We start from the raw sequence: 18,849 nt of genomic DNA, 5'->3' as shown, positions 1-18,849 counted from the left end.
GCCCTCAGGCGTCCGACCCCGAGGGCTTCGCCAGAGAGGCGTCCATCGTCTGCAGGTTCTGGGAGATCATGTTGAAGCTCTCCGCGAACTTGCCGATGTTCTGGATCGCCGCGGTCAGCGACGCGTTGAACTCGGCGTACTGGGCGCTCATCACCGGGCTGGACTGCGTCATCCACAGTCCGCCGGAGCTGGTGAGCAGTTCGGTCACCCGCGACTGCAGCAGCGTGAGCGTGCTCTGGATCTCACTGCCCTCGCTGGTCAGACGGCCGGCCACGGCGCGGACCTGGCCGTAGTCGACGTCGATCTCCGCCATGTGCTGATTCCTCCGTAGGTTGCTGTCCGGCCGGGTGCGCCCGGCTAGGTGCTGCTGATCGCCGCGTCCATCGCCTGCAGCTGCGAGACGATGTTGTTGAACTGGTGCGCGAAGCTGGTGATGTTGTTGACTGCGCTGGTGACCGAGGTGTTGAAATCGGTGTACTGCTGCTGCAGCGTCGGGCTGGACCGCACCAGCCACAGGCCACCGCCGTTGGTCAGCAGGCCCGTCACCGCCGACTGCAGCGCGGTCAGCTTCGGCACCGTCTCGGCGACGGCGGCGTTGAGCTGCGTCGCGACCCCGTTCACCTGCTCGTAGTCGATCGTGATGTCCGCCATGCGCCGCTCCTTACTCGTTGATGGGGGTGTAGGGGTCGTCCGACGGCGGGTCCTCGTGCGACGTCGACGTCCACAGGCCACGCTCGGGATCGCCGGTGTAGGTGTCGGTTCCCTTCGGGCCGGTGACGACCTTCGTGCCCGTGCCGTCGGGCATGAGCACGACGGAGGTGGTGGTCGTGTTGCCGTCGGGGTCAACCGTCACGCTGTGGTACTGCCCGTGGTCACTGGGGGTGACCGTGGTCGAGGTCGTCCCGTCGTCGGTGGTGCTGGTCACCACGTAGGTCCGGTCGGGGTTCGTCGTCTGCGTGATGACCTCCTTACTGCCGTCCGAGTGGGTGACGGTGGTGGTGTAGTCGACGGTGTCGGTCGTCCCGTCGCCGTTGAAGTCCTGGTAGGTGTAGGTCGTCTTCTCCGAGTAGCTCAGCCCGCTGGGCGAGGTGATGTTGCTGGTCTCGGAGATCACCCTGCCGTCACCGTCGACCTCCGTGGCGGTGGTGGTGCCGGTGCCACCCGGCCCCGCCAGGGTGGTCGGCGCCGCCCCCGGGTCCTGCGGCGGCGGTCGGTCCTTGCCCCACAGCGGGATGGTCGCGGTCCGCAGCACGCCGTTCTCGTCGTAGTACTTGTAGGTGATGACCTGGTCCTTGGTCTCCTGGTAGTGCTTCCAGGCTTCTTCCTTGGATTTCCACTGGGCGATCTGCGCCTGCACCCGGCCCTCGTTGACCTTGGTGAAGATGTCGCTGTCCAGGTCGAAGTAGGCCTTGGCCACGCTGTCGAGCAGCTTCGCCAGCTCGTCAAGCTTGTCCATCGAGTCCTTGAACGGCTTGTGGCAGGTGCTGTAGAACGCGCTCAGCGCGGCGAACAGGGTCGCGCTGCCCACCGCGTCCGACCCGACCTCGCCCTGGCTGCTGACGACCGCGCGCCCCCCGACGGACTCGACGTCGGTCTGGATCTGCCCGCGCAGACTCTGCATGCTGGCGGCCAGCTCATGCAGCAGGTTGTAGTCGAGCACGAGATCAACCATGCCGGCTCCTGTCCGCGGCGACGGGCCGGCGGGACGGCCCACTGCCTCCTACTACGCGCGCCGTGGGCCACAGGGTTCACCGGTGAACCAGACGACCGGGTCGGCGCGTAGTACCCGACGGGGGCGCAGTACCCGTCGAGCGAAGGTGCTCTCGACAGCGGCACCTTCCGCGCACGCGGACACCGGGAGCCGCCGCGGGCAGCCACGAGGAGGGCCGCGTGCCACGACCGACCGACTGGTCCCCGCTCGGACTGCCCGGCGATCCCACCCCCGGCGACCCCGACGCGCTGGCGGGCGTCGCCGATTTCATGGTCACCATGGCCGGGCACGCGGACGCCGCCGACACCGGCCTGCGCCAGGTCGTCGCCAAGAGCGGCGAGGGGGCCTTCGTCGGCAAGACCGCGGACTGGCTGCGCGACACCGTCAACACCGCCATCCAGGACTTCGTCGGCGGGGTCCGCCAGGCGTTCCACCAGACCGAGCCGGCCGTGCGCTCCTACCTCTCCGCGATGCGCGACGCCCAGGCCCGGGCGGATTCCGCGCTCGCCCAGGCGGCCGGCCTGGCCGCCGACGACCAGCGCCGAGACACCCTCGCCGGCGACGCCAAGGCCGCCGGCGGCGACCAGGAGCGGGCCGCGAAGAGCGCCGCCGAGACCATCCGCGGCGCGCGGGGGTTCATCCACTCACCGAACCCGAAGAAGTCCGCCTGCGAGGTCTTCTGGGAGATCTTCGGCTGGATCGTGCTGGCGATCACGGTCGTCGCCGTGTTCGTCGGCGGGCCCATCGGCCTGCTCGCCCTCGGCCTGAACGCGGTCCTGGCCACCAAGGCGGTCATCGACTTCGCCGAGGGCAAGACGAACATCGCGGGCCTGGTGATCGGCCTGCTCGGCCTGCTCGGGCCCTCCACGAAACCGCTCATCGCGCTGGCCACCCTGAAGAACATCGTCCGCGGCGCCCTGACCACCATCAAGGACGCGGTCAGCGCGACGGGGAAGACGATCGCCCGGCTCGGCAACGACTTCTGGCACGCGGTCACCACCCTCAACCTCACGACCATCGTCAACGGCATCGGCGACATCGCCGCCACGATCGGCCGCACCGTCCGCTCCGGCTCCCTGTGGAAGATCAAAACATTCAGCGTCGCCGACGTCCTCGCGTCGCGCGGCCTGGTCACCCTCAAGGGCGCCGTGCTGGGGTTCCCCGCCGCCACCGGGGAACTGCTAGGCAGCATCGCCGCCGCCGGAGGCCGGCTGCCGGAGGCGCTCGCCGCCAGCGTGGCGGCCGTTCCCGGACTCGCCCGGGACCTCGTCAGCGGGATCGGCAGCGGGCTGCGGGCGATACCGCGACTGCTGAGCAACGAGTTCGGCGAGTGGAAATGGCTCAAGATCTTCCTGCCGCTCCACGGGGTGGAGATCGGTGCCCTCGGCGTGCACGACGCCTTCCGGCTCGCCGTGCTCGGTCGCGGCCTGGGGATCGGCGACCACGCGGCGCTCGCCGCCCGGGTCAAGATCTTCCAGGCCGCCGGCGGTGCGGTGCGCGTCACCGACGGCGTCCTGCACAACCTGCACGTCCCCGAGCCCGGCATGACACACGCCGACTCCGGCCTGCTGGTGCCTGAGCCCGCCGCGGGGGTCTCGGGTATCCACTCCATGCTGGGTGCCGGCGTCTCCGCCCACCCGGGGCAGGCCGGCGGCCTCGGCGGGCAGGTCGTGCTGCCCGGCTCGTCGCTGGCCGGCGTCCACCTGCCCACCACCGCCGGGGAGAACCTCGCCACCACGCTGCCCGGCGGGTCGAGCCCCGCCCTGGCCCACGGCGTGTCGACGGCGGCGAACCTGTCGCCGACCGGCCTGCACCCGCTCGGCGACGGCAACCCCCTGAGCGGGATCGCCCCGACCGCGGGACTGAACGCCGGTGACCTGACCTCACCGGCCCGCCTCGCCGCCCACCACGCCACCGACCAGTCGGTGGCCGCGCTGCCGGAACTGCGCGCGGCGGCGAACGGCGACGTCAGCGCCCTGCAGCTCTCCGACGGCCGGGTCGCGTTCAACCTCAACGCGGCCGACGACGGCCGCATCATGGTCGGCACCAGCAGCATGCACGTCGGCGGAACCATGAACCCCGCCGGCACCATGAGCCTCGCCGGCACCGTGCATGCGGGCGGCACCTCGCATCCCGGTGGCATGGTGCATTCCGGTGGCGCGACGCACGCGGGGAGTACGGCGCATTCGGGGAGCACGGTGGACCTTGGGAGCGTCGCCGAGGGGCGTTCACCCGTGCGGACCCTCGGCGACGGTCAGCCGGGACACCTCGTCCAGCCCGGCTCCCCGGCGCTCCCGGCCGCTCGCCCGGAACTCACCGGTGCCGGCCACCCCGCCTCGCCGGGCGCGCTCGACACTGCCGCGCCGGCCCCGGCCCGGCCGGCGGCGGCAGGCGGCGGCCCGGGGCACCTGCCGGCGCAGGCCGGCCCCGAGCTGGTCATCGGCGCCGGCGGAGTACAGATCCGCGGCACTCATCTCACCGGCGGCGCCGAGGGCACGCTCGGCGCCGCGACCGGCGGCCGTCCCGGCGAACTGGTCGGCGTCGGGGCGCACCGGCCCGGCGCCGGCGAGCACACCACGGCGGGTTCGGCCGCCGCCGCCGGCGGGCGGCGCTCCGGGCCGGGCGACCAGCCGGTCCGTAGCGCACTCGACCTGCTCGCCGAGCCGCCCCGCGGCGAGGTCACGGTGACGCACGCACGGCCCAGCGCCGGCCCGGACGGGGCGAGCGCCCGGCTGGGCGAGCCGTCCCTGGCCGGCAGCCACGGCCCCGGCCCGCGCCTGGATACCGCGGGAGCCTCGCCCCACTTCGACCCGACGCCCGCGCACCCCCAGCCAACCCGGCCCCTGCCCTCCCACAGCGGTCCCTCCCGCGGTGGCCCGTCCGACGGCGGACTGCCGGGTGACGGCCCGTCGCCCAGCGGCCCCGCGCACACCGGGCCGACGGAGGCGAAGGGCCTCGACGCGGCCCTCGACGACCTCGCCCGCAGCAACGGCGAGGTCCGCCACGCCCAGGAACAGCTCGCGGTCACGCGGGCCTCCGCCGGGCCGGATCCCGCCGCGGCCGGGGTGCGGCTCGCACGGGCCGCCAAGGACCTGCAGATCAAGGAATCCCTGCACCACAAACTCCTGTCCACGCTGCGGGCCAGCGGGGTCGCCGATCCCGTCGCGGCGGCGGGCGAACGGGCCTGGGCGCAGTACCGCATCGCGCTGCACCAGCTCGCCGACGCCCAGGACGCCTACGACCGGCTGCACCCACGGCCGGGTGCGCCCTCGCGCGCCACCAGCTCGGTCCCCGCCTCCGTCCTCGGCAGGGCCAAGAACGCCGCCACCCCCGCCCAGCTCGACGCCACCGCCGCCCTGGCCGACGCCCAGACCCGTTTCGGCGTCGCCGACGAGCGTCTCGACGCCCTCGGCCTCAACCCGGCCCACCTGCACGACACCGAGCTCGACGAGCTGCGCCGTTCCCTGCTCGCCCGGCCCCGCATCCTCGGCGGCATGAACACCGTGCTGGGCGGCCTGGCCGGCCTGTTCGGGTTCGCCGGTCGCGGCGAGAGCATCGTCAGCCGCGACCTTGCGCACGACCTGTACCTCATCGTCGAGCCCCCCTCCGGCGGTTCGCTGTGGGGCAGCGCGACCCACCACGGTCACATCCTCGGTGCCGACGACGAGGTGATCTTCCGTGGCGAGGTCACCGAGGCCGCCGGCGGCTTCCGGATCGTCGACCCGGACGATGCCAGCCGTTACCGCGTGTACGACGCCGAGGGCATCCTCACCGACTCCGGCGGCGGTCTGACCCTCACCGACTCCCTGGGCCGCCTCGGCCACCTGGAGATCGGTCCGGGCGAGGGCAGGGCGACGCTGCACGACCCGGGCGGACGGGCACCGGTCACCTACGACCACGCGGCGGGGCCGGGCGGGGAGCACCGCATCACCGCCGGGGACGGCACGTGGCGCGAGTTCGACGCCGACGGCGACCTGACCCGGTTCGGCCTGCCGGTCCGCGACGCCGGCCCGGGAGCGGGACCGCTGGGACAGCTGGAGATCAGCCCGAACGAGAGCTCGGCGGTGCTGCACGGGCCGGGCGGGGAGCAGGCCCGGTTCGACTACGCGGAGATGGCGGCCGGGGAGCACCGCATCACCGCGGTGGACGGCTCGTGGCGTCAGTTCGGCGCGGACGGCACCTTGACCCGGTTCGGCTTGGACGTACGGGGCGCGGACAACCTCGCGTTGGGTCGGTTGGAGGTCGACCCGAATGCCGGGACGGGGGTGCTGCACGGCGCGGACGGCGACGTCAATGTCGACTATCTGCGGACGGCGGCCGGGGAGCATCGGATCACCGCCCCAGACGGCTCGTGGCAGCTGTTCGGCGCCGACGGGACCCTGACCCGGTTCGGCCTGGACGTGCGGGGCGCGCCCGGCCACCCGCAGGCCGGCCTGCTCGGCCAGGTGGAGATCGACCCGCACGGCGGCTGGGCGGACCTGCGCCAGGCACCGGGACAGGACCCGCGGCGCCTCACCTACCAGCGCACACCGGCGGGGGACCATCTGCTCACCGACGCGGCGGCCGCGTCCTGGCAGCGGTTCGACGCGCGGGGAACCCTCATCGCCCGCGGCGGCGCCCTCACCGACCTCGGCGGGAACGCCGCCGGCACGGTGCACATCGACCTGCTCGCCGGGACCGCCCGCCATGATCTTGCGGGCCTGCCGGCGGAGGCACCCCGGGAGTGGACCGCGATCCACGGCGTCAACGGCGACTACCGGTTCACCAACGCGGCCGGGGAGATGATGCGCCAGACCCCCGACGGCCGCATCGTCGAGGAGACCGTCCTGACGTCCAGCCCCTACGGCACCGCCGGGCCGAACCTCATCCACGCCCAGCTGGACGCCCACGGCGCCGTTCAGGCCCGCCTGCTGCACAACAACGCCGCGGTCCCGGGCGTGCGGGTCGACGTCGAGCCCGGCGTCGGCTACCGGATCACCGACACCGCCCCGGGTCCGCACAACGGCGACCACCGGGTGATCGCCAGCAACGGCAAGCTGCTCTCGGAACACATCACCGTGCTGCGCCGCGACGGCACCGCCGACGGCACCCACCTGTCGGTCACCTACCGGCCGAAGCCGGCGCGCGACGGCCAGATACCACCGGGACGGGACGGAACGTGGACGCGGTCGAACGGCACCGGCCGGTTGCGGGCCGGCCATGGCAACCTCGACCGGGACGGGAACCCGCGCGCGGCATACAACAGCGGCGGCAGCGTCACGACGAAGGTCACCGGCGACGTCGAACTCGTCGGCGCCGACCGCAAACCGTTCTACAGCCGCGAGTCCCTCGGGACGGGCACCGGCCATCCGCGACCCACGCTGGAGGTCTTCCGTGCCACCGGCGGCCGGCGCTACTGGCACGCGTGGGCGGGCAGCCACGCCGGCACGCCCGGCACCTGGACGGGGCGGGGCACGCGCACCTTCACGGACCTCCCCGAGGGTCGGATGTGGGTCGACGACCAGCACCACTGGCCGTTGAACATCACCGTGCGCAAGGGGCGTACGACCGCCGACGGGGTGGTGCGCGCCGAAGCCCAGGCCGACGGCTCGTGGCGCTGGTACCGGTTCACCGCGGACGGCACGCTGGCCGCCGAGGGCGTCCGCGTGTTCAGCCGCATGCGGCAGACCTGGCTCGACGTCCACGACCCGACCGGCACCCCGGCCACCGCCCAGCAGTACAACTCGGTGTACCACTCCTTCGCGAACGCCCTGCACTACCGCGAGCACCCGATCACCCAGGGCGCGCCGTCCGTCGCCTACAAGGAGTTCTCCCCGCAGCTCAAGGACACCGGCTCCCTGGAGGTCCTGCACAACGGCAACCATCTGGTGACCACGCGCTGGGCCGAGCAGAAACCGCCGCAGCTGCTGTGGCGCAACCCCGACACCCTCACCGGCGCCCACTGGTTCGCCGCCCGGGTCCTGGGGAGGAAACTCGGCGCGGTCGACTTCCCCAACCCCGGCCTGGTCCGCGGCGACAGCCGTTACCAGGTCTTCCGGTGGACCGAGCAGACCGCGGGCGGCAACGTTCTGCACTCCGGCGTACGGGCGGTCACCCCCGACGGCTCGTACTCCGACTTCACCCGCGACGGCCTGTTCGTCCGGGGGAAGCTCAAACTCGACGACGGCAGCACCCTGGAGATCGGCAAGGGCGCGCACCGCACCTGGGAGTCGCTGCCGCCGGGTGGAGTCCCGCAACCCGCCGGGCGGACCCTGCGCTGGACGAACGGCGGGCAGTCGGGCACCCGGTTCTTCTCCGGCGACGGCCGGCACTGGGTGGACGCCACCCAGGGCGGCGACGCCGCCGCCGAATGGCGGGTCGTGCGCTACACCGACACCCACGGCAACATCGTCCACGTGGTCCGACCCGCCGACCGGCCCAGGTTCGACCCGAACCAGCCGCCGGCCGCGGCGTTCGCCCCGGCCGAAGCGCCCGCGCGGACGATCACCCGCAACACCATGGGGCAGATCATCGATCGTCGTGACGAGTGGCCGGGGCGCGGCCCCGCGGGGGCGGACGGCGCCGTCGCGCCGATCACGGTGCACGCCGAGGGCGACCCCCGCACCGGCACGTGGACGTGGGACGACGGCACCCACACGGGGATCCGCGTCAGTGGCCGCAACAAGCGCTGGACCGGCGCCTGGGACGATTCCTACCGCGATTTCACCCTCATGGGCAACGCGCAGGTCGCGGTGCGCGACCTGCGGGCCCTGGACCGGGGCAGGTCGCTCGCCGCGTGGCGGCAGGCGGATGGAAGCTGGAGATCGGAGATCCGCGGTATCGACGGCACCAGGGAGGGGGGTGAGGTGAAGCGTGAGTTCCAGCTCGCGAACGGCACCTGGCAGGATCATGCCCCGGCGGGCACCGGGCGCGCCCCGTGGCGCGACGTCGACGAGCAGACCAACAACGTCCTTCGGGAAACGGCGGGCGGCCGGGTGCTCATCTACGACACGCCCCGGGGGCCGCTGGACCCCATCGGCCACGGAACCTGGCGGGAGTACGACCACGGCGCGGTGTTCCGGACCCGGACAGAGCCCGAACCCGGGCTGTTCCGGGAGACCGAGAGCTTCCACAAGCAGTGGCGGGAGACCGACGCGGGCGGCCGGCTGCTGCGTTTCCGTTCCCTGTCCGGCACGGTGTGGGAACGCGGCCCGCTGAACCGCTGGTCGATCCAGCACCGCGGGTTCGGCCCCGTCGGCCGCGAGTTCGAGTTCCGGGGCCTCGCCAGTGAGTTCCGCGGCAAAAACCGGATGTGGCGGGAATCCAACCGGTTGCAGTACAAGGCGATCGACGGACTGGTCGGGGAGTTCGTCAGCCCGCTGCGCCGCACGCTGCAGAAGGCCGCGCTGGACCTCACCCAGGAGTTCCTGATGGACTTCACCGCCCAGGTGGGGCTGGCCCTCGCCTTCAACCAGGGCGACCTGCACAAGGAGGACTGGTTCCGGGCGCTGACCGGTTCCGCCGTCGGCACCTCACTCAAGATCACCAACAGTGTGGTCCACGACCGGTGGAAGGTGGCCAAGGGTTACAAGGACGGCCTGGCCAACCTCGACAGCGGCAAGGACTGGAACCGCAGCCCCTACAACCACGACAAGTTCTGGGACAACGACTGGGCCTCGACCGAGAACCCGCCCCGCTGGCGGCAGAGTGCCTACGACTACTTCCAGGGCACGATCGTCGTGAACTTCGTCGCCTCGTACGTCGCGAACGCCGTGAACGCGGCCGCCTTCGGTCTGCCCAAGGACTACATTCCGCTCCACGGCGGCCAGGCCGCCCTCGCCGGCGCCTGGGGCGGCGCCGGAACGCTGATCATCAGTTCGACGATCGGTGGCGCCCGGACGATCACCCACCTGGCCGGCTCCGGGCGCTACTTCCACCGCGGCGGCCTGGTCGACCTCACCGCGATCTACATCGAACGGGTCGCCGAACGGGCGATGGGTGCCTTCCTGCTGCTCAAGGCGATCGGCGTGCGTCCCCAGGACAACATCACGATGCCCAAGGACGTCGGCCAGGGCACCCCCGCGCCGAGCCACATCGTCGCGCCACCCGAGATCGCCGGTACGGGCGGCGATGACTGAACGCACACGCGGAGCTCGATGCGGTGTCGGATGCGGTGTCGAGGGATTCGAGCGGGCAGGACGGAAGTAGGAGCATGCGCAGGGTGCGGGGCGGGGAGCGAACGGGGCGCGGTCGCGTCGCCGGGACCGTCGCGGGTAGCGGCACTCCGGGCAGTGGCGTCGCGGGAACCGGCGTCGGGGGAGCTGGCGTCGCGGACGGCGGCGGTGTCGGCGGGGCGGGATGGTCGGCGCCCACGTCCGACGTACCCGTGCCGGGGGAGGATGCCGGCGCGCCGGGCGTGCGGGTCGGGCCGGGGGCGTTCCCGACGCTCGGCGCGGCGCTGCGGGCCGCGCCGGACGGCGGGGTGGTGACGATCGCGCCCGGCCGCTACGCGGAGCAGGTCGTTCTCGACCGCGGGGTGCGTCTCGTCGCCGAGAGCGGGCCGGGGACGGTGTGGCTGGCCGGGCCGGCCGCGGTGGTCGTACGGGCGGACGTCGCCCTGCGCGGCGTCGGGCTGAGCGGCGCCGACCCCGCCGCCGCGGTGCTGGTCGTCGCGGCCGGCACGGTCGACCTGGTCGACTGCGACATCGTGGGGGGCCGGATCGAGGCCGCCGCCGGCGTCCTTCGACTCTCGACCTGCCGCCTCGCTGGCGCCGCCCTGGCCGGACTGCATCTGCTCGGCGCCGCGGCGGCGACACTCTCGGACTGCGTCATCGAGAGCGCGGCGGGTTGCGGGGTGGTCGTCGCTGGCGAGGCGAGCCTGGAACTGGCCGACTGCCGGGTGAGCCGGGTGGACGGCCCGGGGGTGCGGTTGCGCGGCCGCGCGAGGTTGCGGGCGCGGGACTGCGAGATCAGCCGGACCGCCAGCAGCGGCCTGCTCGTCGAGCAGGAAGCCACCGCCACGCTGACCGACTGCGTGTTCCTGCACCCGGGCGCCGAGGGAGTCCGCGTGCACGGCGCGCCCCCGGCCACAGCGCTCCCGGACGACGCCAGGACCGGGAACGACGCCAGGACCGGGAACGACGACGAGACGGGGAGCGACGCTGGGACGGGGAGCGACGCCGGGACAGCCGGGATCGACGTCGGGACCGGGAGCGACGCCGGGACAACCGGGAACGACGACGGGGAGGAGGACGGGACCGGCGACAATGACCCTGACGGCGTCCGTCTCGTGCAATGCGAGATCGTCCGGGCCGGCGCCGACGGGTTGCTGGCCGAGGGCGCGGCGCGGGTCTCGCTGCGCGAGTGCCGGATCCGGCGCAGCGCCCAGGCCGGGGTCGCCGCGCTCGGCAACGCCGTGCTGCGCCTCGACAACTGCGATGTCGACGAGGCGGGCACCAGCGGGCTGGTCGCCCGCGGTGAGGCGTCGCTGCGCGCTGGCGGGGGCGCGGTGCGCGCCAGCGCGGCGAACGGCGTGTTCGTCACCGACTCGGCGCGGGCCGTCCTGACCGGCGTCACCGTCGAGGACAGCGCCTACAGCAACGTCCACCTCGGCGCGGACGCCGACGGCGAGCTGCGCGACACCCGGCTGCGCGGGACACCCGAGCATGGCCTGCACGTCGCCGGCGCGGCCCGCGCGCGGCTGCGATCCGTCATGATCAGTGACAGCGCGATGTCCGGCATCCAGACGGACGGCACGGCGACGGTCGAGGCCGCCGACTGCGACCTCGACGGCAACGCCTGCGGGCTCACCGTGGCACCCGGCACCTCGGCCGAGTGCACCGACTGCCGGATCACGGGCGGTTCCGGCGCGGGCGTGCAGATCGGCGCCCAGGCCGAAGCGACGCTGCGGGACTGCCGGGTCGCCCGGACCGGGACGGCCGGCGTGGTGCTGGCGCGCGATGCCCGCGCCAGCATCCGCGGGTGCGAGGTGGCGGACACGGGCGCCTCGGCGTTGGTGGTCTGGACCGGGGCGAACCCCACGGTCCGCTCGACCCGGCTGCTGCGCCCGGCGAAGAACGGCCTGTTCGTCGGAGACGGCGGCGGCGGGGTGTTCGAGGACTGCGAGATCGCCGGGTCCGGGTTCCCGGGCGTGCACGTGGGTGCGGGCGCCGCGCCCCGCCTCGTCGGCTGCCGCATCCTGGACTGCGACATGGATCTGAGCCTCGCCGAGAACGCCGAGCCGCGGTTCGAGCGCTGCGAGGTACGGGGCGTGCGGGAGGTGCGCCTGCCGGGCGCGGCGGGCGCGGCGGCCGCGGCGGCCGCGGCGGGAGGAACGGCACCGGGCGGGTCGGGCGCGGGCCACGGCGACGAGCAACCGGCCGAGAGCCTGGCGGACCTGCTGGGCGAACTGTCCGAGCTGATCGGCCTGGAGCGGGTCAAGCAGGACGTCGGCGCGCAGGTCAAGCTCATGCGGACGGTCCGGCGCCGGCAGGAGGCCGGTCTGCCCGCGCCGCCGCTGAGCCGGCACCTGGTGTTCGCCGGCAATCCCGGGACGGGCAAGACGACGGTGGCCCGGCTCTACGGTCGGCTGCTCGCCGCGCTCGGCGTGCTCGAACGCGGCCACCTGGTCGAGGCCGACCGCTCGGACATGGTGGGCGAGTACGTCGGGCACACCGCGCCGAAGACCCAGGCGGTGTTCCGCCGGGCACTCGGCGGCGTGCTGTTCATCGACGAGGCGTACTCGCTGGTGCCGCATGGTCTGGGCAACGACTTCGGCGCCGAGGCGATCGCGACGCTGGTCAAGCTGATGGAGGACCACCGCGACCGGATCGTGGTGATCGTGGCGGGTTATCCGGCGGAGATGGGCCGGTTCGTCGCGTCCAACCCGGGGCTGGCGTCCCGGTTCTCCCGGGTCATCACCTTCGACGACTACGGCGGCGCGGAACTCGTCCAGATCGTGGCCGCCCAGTGCCGGACCCACGAGTACGAACTGCCCGACCCGACGCTGGCCGCCCTCGACGCCTACTTCGCGGCGCTGTCCCGCGACCGCGGGTTCGGCAACGGCCGCCTCGCCCGCCAGGTGTTCCAGCAGATGACGGAGAGCCAGGCCCAGCGGGTGGCGGAACTCGACGTGGCGACCACGGAGGACCTGCGCCGGCTGGAACCCGCGGACCTGCCCGCGGAGGTGGCCGCGGCCACCGACAGCTGAACGAACAATGACCACTGAATGTCCATTTAGCATCTAAGAAATGGACAAAACTTCATTAGAAGATGAATTCGGGCCATATCGCTAGGCTGGCGCTGCGTGGCCGACCACCCGCACAGGGCGGTCGGCGAACTTCTCGCGGAGGAGGGCCGGCTCGATGGCGAACCCCACCGCCGGCCCCGACCAGCTGTGGGCCGGCGAACCCGCGGACCGCGTCGTCCAGAACCTGTTCGACGAGCATGCCGCGGACCTGCTCGGCTACGCCCGGCGAATCAGCCTCGATGACCCCGGCCAGGCCGAGGATCTGGTGCAGGAGACGTTCCTGCGCGCCTGGCGCCACCGCGAGCGGCTCGCCGTCCACGCCAACGCCCGCGCCTGGCTGTTCCAGGTCACCCGCAACCTCGCCGTCGACCGGCACCGCCGCCGTGCGGCCCGCCCGGGGGAGACCGCCCCGCTGCCCGACGGCGACACCCGCGTCGCCGACATCCGCGCGGCCGACGGCCTCGACGCCGTGCTGCTGCGCGCCGACCTGCTCCCGGCACTGCGGACGCTGTCCGCGCCGCACCGCGAGACGCTCGTCGCGCTGCACTGCCTCGACCGCACCCAGCACGAGACCGCCGGCCTGCTCGACCTGCCGCTGGGAACGGTGAAGTCCCGCCACCACGTCGCCGTGCGGGAACTGCGCCGGGTGCTGTGCCAGCGCGGCATCGACGGACACTGATCGGCGCGGATCCGCTGTGCCCCGCGCCCGCGGTGGTTACGATCAGTGCGTGTCTGACAGCGGCAGGTCCGGGTCCGCCGACCGCGCCGTCGCGGACGCGCCGAGCGGGCCGCCCCCGCGCCCGGCGGAGTCGTCCGCGGCGCGCCTGCGGTGGCAGCGGGGGCTGCCCCGCAAGCGGATGAGCGCGGCGTGCGTCCTGGTCCGTGCGGCCAGCGCCGGCGAGGCCGATGACGGGGCGGCCGATGACGGGGCGGCCGATGACGGGGCGAACGTGCTGCTGGTCCGGCCCACCTACCGGCCCGGCTGGGACCTGCCCGGCGGCGTCGTCGAACAGGACGAGTCCCCGTACGCGGCGGCGCGCCGCGAGGTCGCTGAGGAACTCGGCCTGCACCGCGCCCCGGGCCGGCTGCTCGCGCTGGACTGGGTGTCGCCGTCACCGGAACGCACCGAGGGCATCACCGTCGTCTACGACGGCGGCCTGGTGACCCCCGCGCAGGCCGCCGGCATCCGGCTGCCCGCCGACGAACTGTCCGACTGGACGTTCGTCGCACCGCGGCGCCTCGCCGCGTTCATGGAACCCCGCCTGGCCCGCCGGGTCGCCGCCTGCCTCACCGCGCGCCGCGACGACCGGGCCGTCTACCTGCAGGACGGCCACCCCGTCGGCTGAGCCCAGCCGCGCTCAGCCCAGCGCGGCGACGGCCTCGATCTCCACGAGGGCCTCGGGGCGGCCGAGCGCGGCGACCAGCAGCACGGTGACGGCGCTCGGGTGCGGACCCCAGACCTCCGCGGACGCGGCGTAGGCCTGCGCCGGGTCGACCCCGGCGGCCAGGTAGACGGTCAGCTTCGCCACCTGCTCCGGGCCAGCGCCGGCGGCGGCGAGCAGGGTCAGGACGTTGCGCAGCGCCTGGCGGGACTGTTCGGCGATCCCCCCGCTGATCCGGCCCTCGGCGTCCGTGCCGTTCTGCCCACCGATGTAGAGGGTGCGGCCGGCGACCGCGACCGTCGCCTGCGAGTAGGCCGGGGAGGAGTGCAGCGCGGGCGGGTTGAGATGCGTGACGGTGCTCAAGCGGGGATTCCTTCTTGCTGCGGCGGCTGCCCGGCGGCGCCGGGCGAAGGGCGGCCGGTGACCGCCCGAGCGGGGTATGCCCACGCGAGTGCCCCGGCGTGACCATCCTGACACGGCCCCCGGGAACGCCCCACGGGACCTGCGGGGACGCGCACCGGCCCCCCAAAGGCGCCGGCACGGACGCGCCACCGGCGTTTGTCGGCCCCGGTCGGCGTCGGGCAGGATGCCCCCATGCAGCCAGGATGATCATCTTCGTTTCTCCCGAGTAGTGCTGCACCCCGGCGGCAGGCGCGTCGCCGCTGCGCGGGCACGGACATCTCACCGTGCCCGACACGTCCGCGCCCCGGTCGCCGCCCCCGACCGCATGCGGACGCCGACCGTCGCCGGCCGTCGTTGCCCTGTTCCCGAGCACCGTGGGAGTACGCATGCGCGATACGCGCCAAGCCCCGGGCCGCTCAGCCCACGTGACCGGCGCGCCAGGGGAGGCCGCGCCCGGACAGGCATGGCGCTCCCGCCTGGCCGCGACACCCGCCGCGGCCAGGCGCGACCTGCTGATCGACGAGATCGCCGCCCGCGTGGCCGCCGTGACGGGCCGGGCGGCCCGCGTCGACCCACGGGCACCGTGGCGCGCCCTGGGGGTCTACCGCGACGTCGCCGAGCGGCTGCGCGTCGACCTCGCCGCGCGGACCGGGCTTGCTCTGCCCGCGACGCTGCTGTTCGACCTGCCGACCCCCGAGGCGCTCGCCGAGCACCTGCACCGCGCCCTGCTCGCCCCCACCGCGAACATCCCGCCCGCCGGCCCTGCCGCTCCCGCCGGCCCTGCCGCTCCCGCCGGCCCTGCCGCTCCCGCCGGCCCTGCCGCTTCCGCCGGCCCCGCCGCGCTGCCCGGGCGCGCCGCGCCGCCCGCCCCCACCGGACCGGCGCCCGGCGCCAACGCCGGCCCCGCGACCGGGCGCGGCCGGCGCCGCGTCGCCGACGACCCGATCGTCATCGTCTCGATGGGCTGCCGGCTCCCCGGCGGCGTCGACTCGCCGCAGGCACTGTGGGAACTCGTCCGCGACGGCCGGGACGCCGTCGCCGGCCTGCCCGACGACCGCGGCTGGGACCTCGACGGCCTCTACGACCCCGACCCGGCCCACCCGGGCACCGCCTACACCCGCCACGGCGGCTTCCTGCCCGGCATCGACCGGTTCGACGCCGCGTTCTTCGGCATCGGCCCCCGCGAGGCCGCGGCCCTGGACCCCCAGCAGCGCCTCATGCTGGAGATCTCCTGGGAGGCCATCGAACGGGCCGGCATCGACCCGCGGGCGCTGCGCGGCAGCCGCGCCGGCGTCTACACCGGCGTCTCGCTGCAGGACTACGGCCCGGCGTGGCACACCGCGCCGAGCGCGGCGCAGGGCCAGCTGCTCACCGGCAACGCCTCCGGCGTCATCGCCGGGCGGATCGCGTACACGTTCGGCCTCGAAGGACCGGCGCTCTGCGTCGACACCCAGTGCTCGGCGTCGCTCGTCGCCGTGCACCTGGCCGTCCAGGCACTGCGCACCGGCGAATGCGACCTGGCGCTTGCCGGCGGTGTCACGGTCATGTCGACCCCCGGCATCCTGGTGGAGTTCAGCCGCAAGCAGGGCCTGGCCGCCGACGGGCGGTGCAAGGCGTTCTCCGCCGACGCCGACGGCACCGGCTGGGCCGACGGTGCCGGCGTGCTGCTGCTCGAACGGCTCTCCGACGCGCGCCGCCGCGGCCACCCGGTGCACGCCGTGCTGCGCGGCAGCGCCGTGAACCAGGACGGCGCCAGCAACGGGCTGACCGCGCCCAACGGCCTGTCCCAGCAACGCCTCATCCGCCAGGCGCTGGCCAACGCCGCCCTGCGCCCCACCGACGTCGACGCCGTCGAGGCCCACGGCACCGGCACCGCCCTCGGTGACCCGATCGAGGCGCAGGCGGTCATCGCCGCCTACGGCCAGGACCGGCCGGCGGGCAGGCCGCTGCGGCTGGGATCGCTGAAGTCCAACGTCGGGCACGCCCAGGCCGCCGCCGGGGTCTGCGGAATCATCAAGATGGTCGAGGCGCTGCGCCACGAGACCCTGCCGCGCACCCTGCACGTGCGCGAGCCGTCCCCGCACGTCGACTGGTCGGCCGGCGCCGTCGAACTGCTCGTCACCGACGTCGCCTGGCCGCGCCGCCCCGGGCACCCACGCCGCGCGGGGGTGTCCGCCTTCGGCGTGAGCGGCACGAACGCCCACGTGATCATCGAGGAAGCGCCCGCCGCCGACCCGCCCGCACCGCCCCTGCCGACACCGCGGCGCGCCACCGGCGCCCGCGCCGACGCCCGCGCCGGCACCGACTTCCGCGCCGGCACCGCCCCTCAGGACCGCACCGACCTCACCTCGCCGCCCCGTCCGACCGATCCCGAGGCGCGCGGCACCGCCGGGACCGAGCCGCGGCCGGCGACCGGCGTCGTGACGGAACGGGATCTCGTCGCGGCGCCGGTGCCGATCGTGCTGTCGGGACGGACCGAGGACGCGCTGCGGGCGGCGGCCGGGCGGCTCGCCGCGCACCTCGCCGCCCACCCGCGGCTCGACCCGGTCGACGTCGCCCACACCCTCGCCGGCCGGACCCGCTTCGAACACCGGGCGGTCGCGCTCACCGACCCGCACGGGCGCCGTCTCGGCGCGGCCCTGGCGGCGCTGGCCGGCGGGCACCCCGCACCCGGCGTCAGCCAGGGCGACGCCGCGCCCGGCACGCGGACCCGGGTCGCACTGCTGTTCACCGGCCAGGGCGGCCAGCGCCCGGGCATGGGCCGCGACCTCTACCGCGCCTACCCGGGCTTCGCCGCCGACCTCGACGAGATCTCCGAACGTTTCGACGCCCACCTCGACCGGCCGCTGCGCGAGGTCATGTTCGCCGCCGCCGGCACCCCCGACGCCGCCCTGCTCGACCAGACCCGCTACACCCAGCCGGCGCTGTTCGCCCACGGCACCGCCCTGTACCGGCTGATCACCTCCTGGGGGGTCACCCCGGCGCTGCTCGCCGGGCACTCCGTCGGCGAGCTGACCGCCGCGCACGTCGCCGGGATCTGGTCCCTGGCCGACGCGGTGACCCTCGTCGCCGCCCGCGGCCGCCTCATGCAGGCCTGCCCGCCCGGCGGCGCGATGATCGCGATCCGGGCCGGCGCCGAGGAGGTCGCAGCGTCGCTGGCGGCGACCGACGGCCGGGTGGGCATCGCCGCCGTCAACGGGCCCGCCGCCGTCGTCATCGCCGGGGACGCCGAGGAGGCCGAACAGGTCGCCGCCGGCTGGGCGGCCCGCGGCCACCGGACCCGGCGCCTGTCGGTCAGCCACGCCTTCCACTCCCCACACCTGGACGGCATGCTCACCGAGTTCCGCCGCATCGCCGCCGGGATCACCTACCAGCGCCCGGCCATCCCGGTCGTGTCCACCCTCACCGCCGCGGCCCCGGACCCGGCGGCGCTGCGCGACCCGGACCACTGGATGCGCCAGGCCCGCGGCGCCGTGCGGTTCCTCGACGCCGCCCGCCGCCTGGACGCCGAGGGCGCCGAGGTGTTCGTCGAACTCGGCCCGGACGCCATCCTCACCGCCCTGCTGCCCGACTGCCTGCCCGCGCCCGCCCCGACTCCTGGCGCACGGGCGGGGGAGCCGGCGGGCCGCGGCGGGGAGGCGGTGGCGTTCGCGTCGGCGCGGGCCGGGCGGGCCGAGGCCGACACCCTGCTCACCGCCCTCGCCGGGCTCGACGTCCACGGCGTTCCCGTCGACTGGCGCGCGGTGCTCGGGCGCCGTGCCCACCTGGTCGACCTGCCGACCTATCCGTTCCAGCGCCGCCGCCACTGGCTGGATCCGCAGACCACGCCCGCGCCGGTGGCCACCCCGGACCCGGCCAGCGCCCCCGCACCGACCGGGGCGCCAGCGCCGGCGTCTGGGTCGGCGTCGGCCTTGGACGGGACGGCGGGCGCACCCACGGCGCCGCCGGACGAAGGCGGGAACGGGGAGGGCTGGCGGTACCGCGTGGCGTGGCGCCCGCTCGCCGACGGCGATGCCACCGCCGCGATCACCGCGCAGGCCGGCGCCCAGGGAACCCCCGGTGGCCGGGGGGGGGGGGGGGGGGCCCCCCCCCCGGGCCCCCCCCCCCCGGGGGGGCCCCCCGGGGGG

The 18,849-nt window shown here is 74.7% G+C and carries 9 protein-coding genes; 5 read left to right on the top strand and 4 right to left on the bottom strand.

What is annotated here, in order from left to right; all coding sequences use genetic code 11:
• Positions 1-4 precede the first annotated feature (4 nt).
• Genes MXD60_RS07280 through MXD60_RS07270 form a run of 3 tightly spaced genes read right to left on the bottom strand, consistent with a single transcriptional unit; the run spans position 5 to position 1,672 of the window.
• Positions 5-313 (bottom strand): WXG100 family type VII secretion target, encoded by a 309-nt coding sequence (locus tag MXD60_RS07280; protein ID WP_248818214.1) that lies wholly within the window; start codon positions 311-313, stop codon positions 5-7.
• Between the two features lie 44 nt (positions 314-357).
• Positions 358-651: a hypothetical protein gene (locus MXD60_RS07275; protein ID WP_248818213.1), complete on the bottom strand. Its 294-nt coding sequence runs from the start codon at positions 649-651 to the stop codon at positions 358-360.
• Between the two features lie 10 nt (positions 652-661).
• On the bottom strand, positions 662-1,672 hold the full coding sequence (locus MXD60_RS07270) for an LXG domain-containing protein (RefSeq protein WP_248818212.1): 1,011 nt from the start codon (positions 1,670-1,672) through the stop codon (positions 662-664).
• Positions 1,673-1,890: 218 nt separating this feature from the next.
• Between MXD60_RS07270 and MXD60_RS07265 the strand changes: the two genes are divergently transcribed.
• From MXD60_RS07265 to MXD60_RS07250, 4 genes are all read left to right on the top strand, one after another.
• Positions 1,891-9,828, top strand: a complete 7,938-nt coding sequence (locus MXD60_RS07265; RefSeq protein WP_248818211.1) for a hypothetical protein — start codon at positions 1,891-1,893, stop codon at positions 9,826-9,828.
• Positions 9,829-9,902: 74 nt separating this feature from the next.
• On the top strand, positions 9,903-12,899 hold the full coding sequence (locus tag MXD60_RS07260; protein ID WP_248818210.1) for a right-handed parallel beta-helix repeat-containing protein: 2,997 nt from the start codon (positions 9,903-9,905) through the stop codon (positions 12,897-12,899).
• Positions 12,900-13,053: 154 nt separating this feature from the next.
• On the top strand, positions 13,054-13,617 hold the full coding sequence (locus MXD60_RS07255; RefSeq protein WP_248818209.1) for a sigma-70 family RNA polymerase sigma factor: 564 nt from the start codon (positions 13,054-13,056) through the stop codon (positions 13,615-13,617).
• A gap of 49 nt (positions 13,618-13,666) precedes the next feature.
• Positions 13,667-14,284, top strand: coding sequence for an NUDIX domain-containing protein (locus MXD60_RS07250; protein WP_248818208.1), 618 nt, complete (start codon positions 13,667-13,669; stop codon positions 14,282-14,284).
• A 12-nt stretch (positions 14,285-14,296) separates the two neighbouring features.
• Here the strand turns inward: MXD60_RS07250 and MXD60_RS07245 are convergent, their stop codons facing one another.
• On the bottom strand, positions 14,297-14,683 hold the full coding sequence (locus tag MXD60_RS07245; RefSeq protein WP_248818207.1) for a RidA family protein: 387 nt from the start codon (positions 14,681-14,683) through the stop codon (positions 14,297-14,299).
• A 425-nt stretch (positions 14,684-15,108) separates the two neighbouring features.
• Between MXD60_RS07245 and MXD60_RS07240 the strand changes: the two genes are divergently transcribed.
• Positions 15,109-18,849: type I polyketide synthase (locus tag MXD60_RS07240; protein WP_518467511.1), on the top strand; the 3,741-nt coding region annotated here is incomplete at its 3' end.

Origin of the sequence: Frankia sp. AgB32, assembly GCF_023243045.1 — a bacterium.
Classification (GTDB): domain Bacteria; phylum Actinomycetota; class Actinomycetes; order Frankiales; family Frankiaceae; genus Frankia.
This window is presented reverse-complemented; position numbering and strand designations above follow the sequence as displayed.